Here is a 13,850-nt window from a genome sequence, read left to right as displayed (position 1 = left end):
TTAACGGTTTCGTCGCGGACATTAACCGCTTGGTCTACTCTCCCTGAAATGCATTGACGGGTATCATAGCTTTGGTCAAAAAAACAAACAAAGCCATGATTTCCAATGCATTCACAACCAAACTCATCCTGATGACGAGCAGCCTGCTTTGCGCGCTGGCCGCCGGGGCACAGACCCGCATTAACGGCGAAGTAATGGGGCCATTGGGCGAAGCCGTTCCCGGAGCACACATACGCTTAAAAGGTTCCCAAGCAGGTACCGTGGCCGATTCGCTCGGCAAGTTCGACTTCGTGACCACCCGACTAGGCAAACAGACGCTCATCGTCTCCTCGCTTGGTTTCAAAACGCAGCAGCAAACGCTGATTGTTGTCGATAGCACCATCACGCTCTCCATTACCCTCGAGGATGCCGCCAACACCCTCGAAGCCGTAACCGTGAGCGCAGGGAGCTTCGAAGCCAGCGACAAGGCCAAAGGAGCTTCCCTGACGCCCATCGACGCCTACACCGTGGCGGGAAATGGCGGCGATATCTCTAACGCGCTGCGGTCGCTTCCGGGCGCGCAGCAGGTAGGCGAGCGCGAGGGGCTGTTTGTACGGGGAGGTACCAGCGACGAAACCCGGATGTTCGTAGACGGTACATGGATGAAAAACCCGAACTATGCTTCCGTACCGGGGATTATGCAGCCGGCCCGCATTAATCTGTTCCTGTTCAAAGGTGTATTGTTCAACACTGGCGGTTACTCTGCATTGTATGGCCAGGCCATGAGCAGTGCATTGATCCTGGAAAGCATCGATCTGCCCGAAAAAAGCTCGGCCAATTTCAGCGTATTTCCCTCAAACCTCGGAGCTGGTTTTCAGCATTTGTCGAAATCGGGCCGGAGCAGTTACGGCGGCGGGCTGGCTTACAGCAACCAGGGGTTGTACAACAAGGTCGTGCCGCAACGCCCGGATTACTACCATGGCCCGGAATATACCAGCGCCAATGCGAACATCCGCTTCAAAACCGGCAAGACAGGTATGGTGAAAGGGTACGTCGCCTTTGCCGAAAGCCATATAGGCATGCGCAACCCGGATACCGACAGCTCGTCGCTCCGCTCCGACTTCCGCTTGAAAAACCCGAATATCTACGGAACTGTCAGCTACCGGACCGACCTCGGAACCGACTGGCGTCTCGAAGCGGGTATTGCCTACACATTCGACAAGAACTCCCTTCAAAACCGGCTGCTCGGCGGAAGTAATGAGCCCATAACGCCGCCCTATGTCCCATTTTCTATGAAAAACAACGACATAACCCTCCGCTCGCATTTCGCTCAGGGCCGCGCCGTGCTCACGCACAGCTTCGAGCGCAACCAGGCATTCCGGTTCGGCGGCGAGACATTCTATTTCCATGACGTGCAGCATTACAACAGCGCCCCGGCAACGCTCCGCGATCAGCTGTCGGCGGTTTTTATGGAAGGCGATATTCATTTGGGCGAGCATCTGGCATTCCGACCGGGGTTACGGGGTGAGTATTCGAGCCTTCTCCACAAGGCAGTTATAGCGCCGCGCGCAAGCCTGGGGTATCGGCTGGCAACCGGCAGTCAGCTGAACCTGGCGTATGGTATTTTTTATCAAAAGCCTGAAAACAGGTATCTGTTCCAAAACGAACGCCTCGGTTTTTCACGCTCTGAACATTACGTGCTGAATTATTCCAAAAAGGCTAATAACCGGCTTTTCAGGACGGAGGTTTACTACAAAAAGTACAGGAACCTGGTGCGAACATCCCCGGACATTACCCTCGGCGGTGATGGCTATGCGAAAGGATTGGAAGTATTCTGGCGTGACAAAAAGACCGTCCGCAACCTGGATTACTGGCTGACTTACACCTACCTCGACACAAAACGCGACTACCTGGACTATCCCGAAAGCATCCGGCCGTCGTTCACGAGCCCGCATACTTTCACGATCGCCGTCAAACGCTTTTTCCAGGGAATCAGTACCAATGTCAACGTTTCGTACTCCTATGCGGCCGGACGGCCTTACTACGACATCCGCGCCGGCGGCGATGCCGGTACCCGCATTTACGATTCGGGTACCGCCCGGCCCTACAATGTGCTGAACCTGCACGTGTCGAAAATGATGTCCTTTTTCAAAAAATCGAAGTTCAGGGACTATTCCGGCTTCGCATTCGGCGCCAACAATGTCCTCGGCACAAAACAGATATTCGGCTACAACTACGCTTACAACGGCAATTTCAAAACCCCCGTTACGCTTCCGGCCACACGCTTCTATTTCGTGGGCGTGTTCATGAGCCTGGGCATCGACCGCACCGAAGACCTCCTCGACCAGAGTCATTGAGTTTCGAGTTCAGGAGTTTAAAGTTCAAAGTCCAAACTCACAAACTTATTCATTCACCCATTCAGAATTCACTCATTTCCCGTTCCACGGCGGCTCATTCAATCATTCAATCATTCAGTCATTCAATCATTCAATCATTCAAAACTATGAAAACGCTCATCACCACCATCCTGCTCATTTGTTCCGTTGCATTCACATTTGCACAAAACGGAGACTACACCGCTCAATTGGAAGCGTCTGTCAAAAAACTCGATCAGGCCAAATCGGTTGCCGACTTTCAGGCTCTGGAAAAAACATTCGTCCAGCTAGGAAATGCGCAGAAAACCGAATGGCTGCCCTACTATTACGCCGCTTTTTGTAATGCCAAAGTCGGCTTTCTTCTGCAAGACGACGGCGAGAAAATCGAGGCTTACAGCGTGCGCGGCGAAGCGCAGATCAAGAAAAGCGAATCGCTTGCGAACGGCGATAGTAAGGCGCTCTCTGAAATCTACGTAGTCCAGGCGATGATTTACCGCACCAAGGTTTTCATCAGCCCCATGACAATGGGCAGGCAGTTCGGGCCGCTCTCCGACCAGTTTTTAAAGAAAGCGCAGAAGCTGGACGCCGCCAACCCGCGTGCCATTTACCTCGAAGCCTGGACCAAGTACTACACCCCCAAACTCTGGGGCGGCGACAAAGACCTGGCCAAAGCGCTCGCCGGAAAAGCCATTCAGAAACTGCCCGCATCCGCATTCAGCGTCATGCCGCACTGGGGCAAAGCTGAAAGCGAGGCGCTGCTTAAATAGCGATTACACTTCATCCTTGTTTCACTTAAATTTTCAGGAATCATGTTTTTCGGATTATTGATTTTCGCTCGTATCCTGTTTGTGGCCTGCATGGTGTTCATCATCGGATACATTTACGGACCGTTTTCTCAACGCCGCGGCCTTACCATCGCCGCACGGATAGCTGCCATCGCGATCATTTTCGCATTCATTATGATGAATGTCTTTGCATTCCGTGCCGCATCGCACGGCAGTCGGTGGCAACACGGGCACTGGAGCCATTGCTATGATGAACATCATCAAAAAATCGAAGCCAAACCGTAGTTCATTCCAATCAAGCCCGAACGCCTCGCACCCACGTGAGGCGTTTTTTATTGCCCTACCCCAAAATTCCCCAATATTTTACCGGGATAATGTAAAAATCAAGTGGATTAAGCGCCCTATTAATGCTTTATTAACCATTTCTTAATCAACTCCGGATTACTTTGACCCCGCGGTTCGGCCGACCGCTTTATCATCCTTTTCATTCAAAATCTAATCCTAAACGAGCCCTGTACCCATCGTGCAGGGGATTGAAAAACTATGCGCTAAATCAACCTTCCGGCAGCCCCGACGAGGGCCGTGCCACCGAACGAACACAACGAATACATTTAAACGAACAGGAACTTAACCCTACGGTATGAACAAACAACTTCTATCAAAACCTTTGTGCGGGCGCCGCATCCGGACGTTACTCCGGCATGTATGCGCTGCGATATGCTTCATGCTGCTCGTGCAAGCGGGCGCATGGGCGCAATCCGCCGCAGACGAAACGCTCATCAGCGGCGAAGTGAAAGACGAGAAGAACAGTGCCATTCCCGGTGCGAGCATCGTGCTGCAAGGCACTACAAAAGGTACTACCACTGATACCAATGGAAAATTTTCGCTCTCCGTGCCCAAATCGGGTGCAGTAATTATCGTGAGTTTCTTGGGTTACAAAAGACAGGAAATCTCCGTCGGCAGCCGCACACGCTTTGATGTACAGCTCGAACTCAGTACTGATGAGTTACAGGAAGTAGTGGTAGTGGGTTACGGCACGCAGCGAAAACAGACGCTGACCGGCGCTATCTCGAACATCGTTTCGGAGCAGATCAAAACTACTACCCACACCAGTCTGGCACAAAGCCTGCAGGGAAAGGTGGCCGGTGTGCAGATCCGCCAGAATTCCGGTGAACCGGGCTCATTCAGCACGAATATCAATATACGGGGCTTTGGCGAGCCGTTGTATGTGGTCGACGGGGTGGCGCGTGACGGCGGATATGAGTTCCAGAAGATCAATCCGGACGACATCGAGAGCATTTCAGTGCTGAAAGATGCTTCGGCAGCGATCTTCGGTATCCGTGCCGGAAACGGCGTGGTGATCGTCACTACAAAAAAAGGCAAGCAGGGCAAGCCGCAGTTCAGCTACAACATGGTATATGGGCGCCAGAGCCCTACCGATGTGCCCAAAATGACCAATGCATTGCAATGGGCTGAAATGCGGAACGACGCGGCGAAGAACCTGGGCGAAAATCCCGTGTTTTCTCCCGAAGAAATCGAGAAATTCCGCAGCGGCGCGCCGGGTTACCAGGGCACCGACTGGTACAAGGAAACGCTGAACAAATCGGCGAGCCAGCAGCAGCACTTTATTTCGGCATCCGGCGGCGAGGGCGTGGTAAACTACTTCACCAGTTTTGGTTACCAGAAGGAAAATGGTTTGCTCAAAAGCGGCGATATGGGTTACCAGAAATATACCTTCCGCTCCAACGTAGGTATTGATTTAACCAAAAACCTGAAAGCCGACCTGATCCTCTCGGGATTATTCGATAAACGGGAGCAGCCTGGCGATAATTTCTTTAACATTTACAAAGGTACCCGCATTGCGTTGCCGACGGAGCGCCCGTACGCCAACGACAATCCGAAATATCCTGCATTGCTCAGCGGCGGTTATAACCCTGTTGCATTGGCTGACAGAAGCCTCACCGGCTACTCCCAGGAAGTGAACAAGTTCTTTCAGTCGACATTTGCATTGACCTACACCGTACCGTTCGTTCCCGGACTGCGCATCAAAGGTTTGGTAGCTTACGACAGCAATAACTACCGTGCCAAATCGGTTTCGAAGGCTTACAACCTGTACACCTACGACGCGGCAACCGACAAATACACCGCGCACGCACAGCGCAATCCATCGCGCATTGGCAACAATTTCACGGATAACAACCGCATTACCTTCCAGGGACAGCTGTTTTACAACACCGTGATCGCGAAAAACCATAACCTGGGCGCTACGCTCGTGTATGAGCAGCAGGAATCGCATAACCGTTGGGCCGGGCTTGGCCGTGAATATGCATTTTTTACCAACGACCAGATCGATCAGGCGGGGCTGAACAACCAGACTACCTCAGGCTCTGAATCGGAATATGCGAGCCAGTCCTATGTAGGCCGTTTGAATTATGATTTCAAAGAAAAGTATTTGCTGGAAGTGGCCGCGCGCTATGACGGCTCCTACCGCTACCATCCCGACCGCCGCTGGGGCTTGTTCCCCGTAGTATCGGCCGGCTGGCGGGTGTCGGAAGAGGCATTCATGAAACAGATCCCCTTCATTTCCATGCTGAAACTGAGAGGCTCGTATGGCCTTGTGGGTGCCGACGCGGGTGCGCCGTTCCAGTACGTGCCCGGCTTCTCCCTCACCGGTGGTGGCGGGTATGAATTTACTAATGGCAACTACACCACCGGCGCGGCGTCTCCGGCGATCGTAAACGAGAAGCTGACCTGGTTTAAGTCCAATATCCAGGACGTGGGTATCGACGTGGGCCTTTGGGATAACAAAATAGATCTCACCTTCGACATTTACCAGCGCGACCGCAAGGGCTTGCTCGCGCGCAGGAACGTTTCGCTGCCCAACACATTCGGAGGAACCTTACCGGAAGAAAACCTGAACAGCGACCGTGTGCGCGGAATCGAGTTCTCGGCTGCTTACAATGGCCAGATCCGCGATTTCAAATACGGCATTTCGGGTAACTTCAACTTTGCCCGCACACAGAACCGCTATGTGGAGCGCGGCGAGTTCCTGAGCAGCATGGACAAATGGCGTGGCGGAGCTACCAACCGGTGGAACGACGTGGTATGGGCCTACCAGCTCGAAGGCCAGTTCCAGAGCAAAGATGAGGTCATTTACGCACCGATCCAGAATGGCGACCTCGGCAACACCCGCGAGCTGCCCGGCGATTTCAAATACAAGGACGTGGATGGTAACGGGGTAATCGATGGCAACGACGCTATTCCGTTGTTCTTCGGCGGCGACCCTAAAATGTACTACGGTGTGACTTTAAATGCCTCCTGGAAGGGTTTCGATTTCACGGCATTGTTTCAGGGCTCGGGCAAATACAGCGTGCGCTTCCGCGAGGTATATGCCGAAGTGTTCGCGTTCCGCGGCAATACGCCGGAGTATTTTTATGACCGATGGCACCAATCGCCCGACGGCCAGTGGATCCCCGGCGAATGGCCTGCCTCCCGTTTTAATTACAATGTTGGCGCGATGTACGCCGAAAGCGGCGCGTGGCGGAAAGATGCTTCCTACCTGCGTTTCAAGAGCGCGCAGCTCGGCTACACATTCAATTTGCCGTGGTTGAAAAAGATCGGTATCAACGATGTCCGCGTGTATGGTAATGCACACAACATCTTTACCTGGGCCGACTCGTTCGTGAAGCCTTTCGATCCGGAGAAAGTGGAAGGATTGTTCGGCGCGGGGCTTACCTATCCGGTGACGAGAAGCTACAACTTCGGGATCAATGTCAAATTTTAATATTAATTGATAATGAGCTATTTAAAAAAGACCCTAACGCTGTTGCTGGTGCTCGTGGCGATGAGCTGCGGCGACGTGCTCGACAAACAGCCGCTCGATAAGTTGCAGGGCGAAAACCTGTTCTCCAATCCCGAAGGCGTGAAGCTCTATATGGCGAACCTGTACTACCAGCTGCCGATTGAGGATTTTACCTTCTTCCGCCAGGGCTTCAATTGGAACACCGGCGACCCGAATAACGGCGGTTTCGCCCCGGCGATGTCGACCGACGAGGCCGTGCATACCGAATTCGGCGATTTTATCGGGAACGATGATTTCCAGTGGTGGGACCAGGGCTACAAGCTGATCCGCGATGTGAATATCCTGATCGACATCATCCCTACCCTCGATATTTCCGATGACGAGCGTAAGGCACTGATCGGTGAAAGTGCTTTCATCCGCGCCTATGCCTATTTCGCATTGGCGAAGCGCTATGGGGGCGTGCCTCTCATTACCTCGGTGCAGAAGTATGAAGGAAACGTAGAAGCCCTGAAAGTACCCCGCAGCACGGAAAAAGAGACCTGGGATTTCGTGTTAAAAGAATGCGAGACGGCCGCAGGCAACCTCGGCGACTCGTGGCCCGGCGGTGAAAGACGCGCGACCAAATGGGTAGCCTATGCGCTGAAATCCCGCGCAGCATTACACGCAGCTTCATTGGCCAAGTACGCCGACCGCGCCCCGATCTCCGGAACCGCCGTGGATCAGAAACTCGTGGGATTGGATAAAGCGGCCGCAGCCGAATTCTACAAAGCGGCCATCGATGCGTCGGAAGTGATTATTAATTCAGGCAAATTCAATTTGTACAAGCCCTCGCCGGCAACCCCCGAAGAGGCTGCCAACAACTACCGCCTGCTTTTCGAAGACCCGAACAATGCACCCGAAGAGGTGATTTTCATCAAAGGTTATGCAAGACCAGGCTCCGGCACCGGCCATAACTACGGAATCTGGTACCAGCCCAACCAAACGGCCAACGGCTGGCCGCACCCGGGCCGCATGAACCCGACACTGGAACTGATGGACGTGTACGAAAGCTATGACAAGCCGGGCGAAAGTGCACCGCTCGCGACCTCCGCAGCGACCAACGACCTGACCGATTATACCGGTTTCAATGCGGCCAAACAATACAAAAGGTTTGATACTGAAAACGATATCTTTAAAGGAAAGGATGCGCGTATGTGGGCGACGATGATCCTGCCGGGCACCAGCTGGAAAGGCCAGAAGATCGTGATCCAGGCCGGTTTCATCAAGCCCGACGGTTCAGCTCAGATCATGGGTGGCGACCCGTTCACGCACGGCGGCACGACTTACTATACCTATGGTGCGTCGGACCGGACAAAGTATTCGGGCTTCGATACCTGGGGCGGTAATAACACCCGTACCGGCGTGAGTTTCAAGAAGTTTTTGAATGAAGGCTTGAACATCGCGCCGGGCTGGAACCAATGCGTGACCGACTTCGCTGATTTCCGTTATGCCGAAATCCTGCTGAATTACGCCGAAGCTATTGCCGAAAGCGGTACGGGCGACAAAGTGAAGGGTGCCAAAGCGTTGAACGACATTCGCCGCCGGGCCGGGCACAAGACCGAAATTCCGCTGACGATTAACAATGTGATCCGCGAAAGACGGGTCGAGCTGGCATTCGAGAACAAGCGTTTCTGGGATTTGATCCGCCGTCGGGAGTACCATACAGTGTTCAACAACACCATGCGCCACGCATTGCTCCCGATCCTCGACCTCCGCGTGACACCTGCGAAGTACATTTTCGTGCGCGTCAATGTGCCCCGCAGCAACCCGGCCACGTTCGATTACCGCCAGTATTACCGCTCCATCCCCGGCATCGGGGCGAATGGTTTGGTGCAGAACCCGCAATATTAAGAGGGCTATAAGCTGTAAGCCATAGGCTCTATGCTTTCTAGGTAAGAATCTTATAGCGTATAGCTTACAGCATAAAGCCCGCAGTATTAAATTGCTGTAAGCCGTAGACTCTATGCTCTTCTCGAAAGCGCAAAAGCTTAAAGCTTACAGCATATAGCTTAAAGCAAAACGATTAACAATGAAACAAATACTCCCCTACATCCCCGCCCTGCTGCTGCTTTTCGGTGCAGCGGCTTGCAGTGTCGACAACTACCCTGCTCCCGATTCACAATTGTACGGTACTTTTCTGGATGCCGAAACCAATGAGCCTGTCGAGCAGGACATTATCCGCGGCAGTACCATCGAGTACATCGAGCACGGTTATGCTTCGAATACCAAACAAACGATGATCGTCAAAAACGACGGCACATACCGCAATAACCTCATTTTTGCGAACACGTACACGATCACGCCCGTACGCGGAAATTTCGTACCGATGGCTGCCCAGGAAGTGACCGTCAAAGGCGAAACGAAGCTGGATTTCAAGGTACAGCCTTACATTCGCGTGAAGGAAACCAGCATTGAAAAAGTGGGAACGAAGGTTGTTGCCCGATTCAAATTGCAGCAAACTGTAATGAACAATGTCAGGAAAATCGGCTTGTACGCGCACCCGGAACCATCCGTCGGCGAGCCTATGCGCGTGGCGCTCGCGGAGCAGGAGATCAACGGGGCGATTGATCCTAACAAAATTTACCAGTTGGAAATCGACTTACCTTCGAACAGTAACGTCCTGAAAACCGGCAACCAGTACTTCTTCCGCGCCGGCGGCATTATCGATGCACCGGAGTCGAAGTTTAATTATGCGAAAGCGGTGAGGGTTGCATTGTGATTTTATTACTTCGGCTGTCGGCAGTCGGCTTTTAGCCTTACCATGTTGCGATCACCCGTGTTTAATGTTATTTATTAACTAAAAATACTTCACTGGTAACAGCCGACTGCCGAAAGCCGAAGTGGTATTAAACCCGCGATAGGCTCTTTCAACATACATATCAATATTAAATAAAAAAAGCCGAAGGCCGAAAGCCGACAGCCGAAGTACATTTATGAACTTATTCAAACTCCTGTGTTACCTTTCCATCGTCTCACTGAGCTGCAAAGGCGGCGATGAGAATCCCAGAACCGATGATCCCAAGCCGGTTGAAGAAGTTAAATACGATGAGTCGCATTCGTTGTTCAAAAGCTACAAAGGGCTGGTCATGGCGGGTTACCAGGGCTGGTTTACAGCCGAAGGCGACGGGGCCGGCCGTGGCTGGCACCATTACCAGAAAGCCGGCAAGTTTGAGCCCGGCTTCGCTTCCATTGATTTCTGGCCCGATGTAACGGAATATTCCAAAACCTATAACACCGCATTCAAATACGCCAACGGTGAAACGGCCAAAGTGTACAGCCCTTATGACGAGGAAAGCGTGGACCTGCATTTCAAATGGATGAAAGAGCACGGGATCGACGGCGTATATATGCAGAGGTTCGTTTCGGAGGTAAAAGGAGAAAGCGGTAAACGGCATTTCAACAAAGTACTGGCCAATGCATTGAAAGCTTCCAAAAAATATGGCCGGGCAATCAGTGTCATGTACGACCTCAGCGGCTCCACGTCGGCGGATATGGATTTCATCGTGAAAGATTGGGAAGAGCTGCAACAGCAGTTCAAACTGTTCGACGGGCAGGAAAACCCCACCTATCTGAGGCACAACGGCCGCCCGCTGCTCGCCATTTGGGGCGTTGGTTTCAACGACGGCCGCAAATACACCATTGCCGACATTCAGAAGTTGATGGATAAGGTAAAAGGTCCTGCCAAAAAGGCATCCATTCTGCTTGGAGTACCCTATTACTGGCGCGAGCTCGGCCGCGATACCGAAAACTCGCCATTGCTGCACACGGTCATTAAGCAAGCTGATATTATCATGCCCTGGGCAGTTGGCCGTTACAATGCCTCCACCTACCTGAGCGTAGCCGGGCCTAATCTCCCCGCCGACATTACCTGGTGCAAAACGAACAAAATCGACTATGCCCCGCTGGTCTTCCCGGGGTTTAGTTGGGGTAACCTGAAAAACGATCATTCGCTTTACGACCAGATCCCCCGCAATAAGGGCGAGTTCCTCTGGCAGCAAATCGCCGGCGCGAAAATGTCCGGCGCCGAGGCGCTCTACGTCGCTATGTTTGATGAAGTGGACGAAGGCACTGCCATTTTCAAAACACGGAAAGAAGGCGATACGCCGTTGAATGCGGAGGGCAAGTTTGTGGGAATCGAGCCTGAACTTCCTTCCGATTACTACCTGTGGCTGGTAGGTCAGGGTGCAAACTGGTTTCATGGAATGAGCGGGTATGGCCATGTAAAACCGGCTCGCAAATAATCACTCCACCCCATTTCATTTCGCCGATTTTCAGTATGTTTAAACAAAATAGAGGCCCCGAGCCCGTTTGTTAAAACAAAATATATGAAAATTACATTTTCCCTGATCTTTTCTTTCCTCCTCGCAGGAGCACAAACTTGCTGCTTTGCCGACGGAGAAAAAAAATCCAAAGCGTTACCCCGGATCGCCATTGCGGGGCTCGGTATTGAGTCGAGCACCTTCTCGCCGGCGCGTACCGAAGAACCTGCATTCAAAGCCAAATATGGTGAGCAGATTTTTACCTCATACCCCTTTATGGCGCCGGATTCCAGCTTGCGGAAACGTGCCGAGTGGCTGCCTGCATTGGTAGGGAAATCATTGCCGGGCGGCATGGTAACGAGAGCCGCCTATGAATCATTGGTGAAGCAAACGCTGGAACTTTTGAAGAAAAATGGCCCGTACGAAGGACTGTATTTCGATATTCACGGCGCAATGAGCGTCGAAGGACTGGATGATCCCGAAGGCGACCTCATCACGCGTATCCGCGAGGTGATTGGTAAAAAAGTACTCATTTCGACCTGTATGGACCTGCACGGTAATGTATCGTGGCGCCTCGCACAGCATACCGATCTCATTACCTGCTACCGGATGGCACCCCACGAGGATGCAATGGAATCCAAACGGCGGGCCGTCGCGAACTTGCTCTCGCGCCTCGAAAGCGGCAAAGGCAAACCGGCATACAAGGCCTGGATCCCGGTGCCGATCCTGCTTCCAGGAGAAAAAACAAGTACCCGCATCGAGCCGGGGAAATCGCTGTATGCGAAGGTCGCACCTGCTTCGGTACAGCCGGGCGTTATCGACGCGGCCATGTGGGTGGGCTATGCCTGGGCGGACGAGCCTCGTAACCACGCGGTGGTGATGGTTACCGGCGACGACAAAGCCAAAGTAACCGAAAGTGCTGAAATGCTGGCAAAAAGTTTCTGGGATGTGCGTAAGGAGTTTGCATTCGTGGCACCCACCGACGATCTGAAAGGCGCATTGAACAAAGCACTCGCCAGTGATAAACATCCGTTTTTTATCAGCGATTCCGGGGATAACCCTACCGCCGGCGGTGCAGGCGACGTTACCTGGACGATCACCGAAATCCTCAAACGTCCTGAATTCAGGAACGAAAACGGTCCGTCGCTGATTTACGCCTCAATTCCAGGCCCGGAACTGGTTGAAGCGGCGGTAAAATCCGGTGTAGGAGGCAAAATCGACGCATATGCGGGCGCGAAAGTGGATGCGCGTTTCGCACCTCCGATACACCTGGTGGGTACCGTGGAAGCGATCCATCACGGGGACATCAATGCCGAAACCGAGGTGGTCGTGAAAGTGGGCAGCGTGCGTGTGATCGTCACCAAGAAACGCAAGCCTTACCACAAGGAAGCTGATTTTACCCGTCTCGGCCTGAACCCGCGCAAATCGGACATCGTGGTCGTGAAAATAGGATACCTTGAACCGGAGCTGTACAATATGCGCGCCGACTGGATTCTCGCCCTTACACCAGGTGGAGTAGATCAGGACCTGGAGCGGTTGCCGTACAAGCGCATCAAGCGTCCGATGTTCCCGCTGGACAAGGATATGAAGGAGCCCGATTTGAAGGCGAAACTGGTGCCGTTGTCTGACAAATAGTAATGCTATGCATGCAAAAGCGGGCTGCTCTATAACATGGCAGCCCGCTTTACTGTTTTTGAATGTCGGGTTGTACCGCTACCGGGTCGGGAGACTCACTCCTTCAATGCAAATGCGACAGCGGCGTCGGAATGGATGCGGGTAGTGTCGAAAACCGGCACCGACACGTCCTCCTGACCCAGTATCATCGGAATTTCCGTACAGCCAAGGATGATCCCTTCCGCCCCCTGACGAATCAGTTCGTCGATAATTGCAAGGTAGCGCTGCTTTGTTTCTTCCCGGATAATGCCCTTTCCCAACTCGTCACGCAGCGTATCCTGAATAAAATCCCTGTTCTCCTGCGTCGCCGGCACGATTGGCTCTATGCCCAGGCTCGCCAGTTTGTCTTTGTAAAAATCCATTTCCATCGTGAACTTCGTACCAAGCAGACCTACTTTCCGAAGCCCGGCTTCCTTGATGGCTGTGGCTGTCGCGGTGACGATATGGATGATCGGCAGATCAATTTCAGTTTCCAGCCGATCGGCAACGGCGTGCGCCGTATTCGCACAAAGTACAATGGCCTCGGCTCCCGCTTTTTGAAGATTCCGACAGGCATTAAGCAAGATGTGAAACGTATCGTCCCATTTACCGGCAGTGTTGTTGCTTACAAAAGCACTGAAATTAACCGAGTAAATAATGCATTCGGCATAGTTGAGCCTTCCCAACTTTGCATTTACGCCTTCATTGATAAAGCGGTAATAGTCGACAGTCGAGACCCAGCTCATACCGCCTACAAGGCCTAATTTTTTCATTTTTGGTGTAGATATAAACAATTGCTCAGGCATTCCCGCGGTCGGAAACACGACCGGTAACCCAAAGCAGGAACAATGCATTGAAAATCAGTGTAAGGGGAATAACCGACAGGTTTTTAAAAAACAATATGATCACCCATTCAGAAGACTTCTCCGCGGAGCTGCATTGCCGATAAAAACGGTGT

At 52.6% G+C, this 13,850-nt stretch carries 9 protein-coding genes; 8 read left to right on the top strand and 1 reads right to left on the bottom strand.

Annotated elements, in window-relative coordinates:
- Window positions 1-95: 95 nt before the first annotated feature.
- The 8 genes from ACQ4MZ_RS20045 (at window position 96) to ACQ4MZ_RS20010 (ending at window position 12,874) form a co-directional block, all read left to right on the top strand.
- Window positions 96-2,336: a TonB-dependent receptor gene (locus tag ACQ4MZ_RS20045; protein WP_430847780.1), complete on the top strand. Its 2,241-nt coding sequence runs from the start codon at window positions 96-98 to the stop codon at window positions 2,334-2,336.
- Window positions 2,337-2,482: 146 nt separating this feature from the next.
- Window positions 2,483-3,121: a hypothetical protein gene (locus ACQ4MZ_RS20040; RefSeq protein ID WP_430847778.1), complete on the top strand. Its 639-nt coding sequence runs from the start codon at window positions 2,483-2,485 to the stop codon at window positions 3,119-3,121.
- A gap of 42 nt (window positions 3,122-3,163) precedes the next feature.
- Window positions 3,164-3,424 (top strand): hypothetical protein, encoded by a 261-nt coding sequence (locus ACQ4MZ_RS20035; protein ID WP_430847776.1) that lies wholly within the window; start codon window positions 3,164-3,166, stop codon window positions 3,422-3,424.
- A gap of 355 nt (window positions 3,425-3,779) precedes the next feature.
- Window positions 3,780-6,923 (top strand): SusC/RagA family TonB-linked outer membrane protein, encoded by a 3,144-nt coding sequence (locus ACQ4MZ_RS20030; protein WP_430847774.1) that lies wholly within the window; start codon window positions 3,780-3,782, stop codon window positions 6,921-6,923.
- A 12-nt stretch (window positions 6,924-6,935) separates the two neighbouring features.
- On the top strand, window positions 6,936-8,831 hold the full coding sequence (locus ACQ4MZ_RS20025; RefSeq protein ID WP_430847772.1) for a RagB/SusD family nutrient uptake outer membrane protein: 1,896 nt from the start codon (window positions 6,936-6,938) through the stop codon (window positions 8,829-8,831).
- Between the two features lie 178 nt (window positions 8,832-9,009).
- Window positions 9,010-9,699, top strand: a complete 690-nt coding sequence (locus ACQ4MZ_RS20020) for a DUF3823 domain-containing protein (protein WP_430847770.1) — start codon at window positions 9,010-9,012, stop codon at window positions 9,697-9,699.
- Between the two features lie 214 nt (window positions 9,700-9,913).
- A complete protein-coding gene (locus ACQ4MZ_RS20015; RefSeq protein ID WP_430847768.1) occupies window positions 9,914-11,221 on the top strand; it encodes a glycoside hydrolase family 71/99-like protein in 1,308 nt (435 codons plus the stop codon).
- Window positions 11,222-11,305: 84 nt separating this feature from the next.
- The gene (locus tag ACQ4MZ_RS20010; RefSeq protein ID WP_430847766.1) at window positions 11,306-12,874 is read left to right on the top strand and encodes a M81 family metallopeptidase; all 1,569 of its coding nucleotides are present in this window, start codon (window positions 11,306-11,308) and stop codon (window positions 12,872-12,874) included.
- Window positions 12,875-12,969: 95 nt separating this feature from the next.
- Here ACQ4MZ_RS20010 and ACQ4MZ_RS20005 read toward each other — a convergent pair whose 3' ends face one another.
- A complete protein-coding gene (locus tag ACQ4MZ_RS20005) occupies window positions 12,970-13,665 on the bottom strand; it encodes an aspartate/glutamate racemase family protein (protein WP_430847764.1) in 696 nt (231 codons plus the stop codon).
- Between the last annotated feature and the right edge of the window lie 185 nt (window positions 13,666-13,850).

The sequence above is a fragment of the Dyadobacter sp. BHUBP1 genome, assembly GCF_050587785.1.
GTDB lineage: Bacteria > Bacteroidota > Bacteroidia > Cytophagales > Spirosomataceae > Dyadobacter.
The sequence above is the reverse complement of the archived record's forward strand: the minus strand, read 5'-3'. Positions and strand labels throughout refer to the sequence as shown.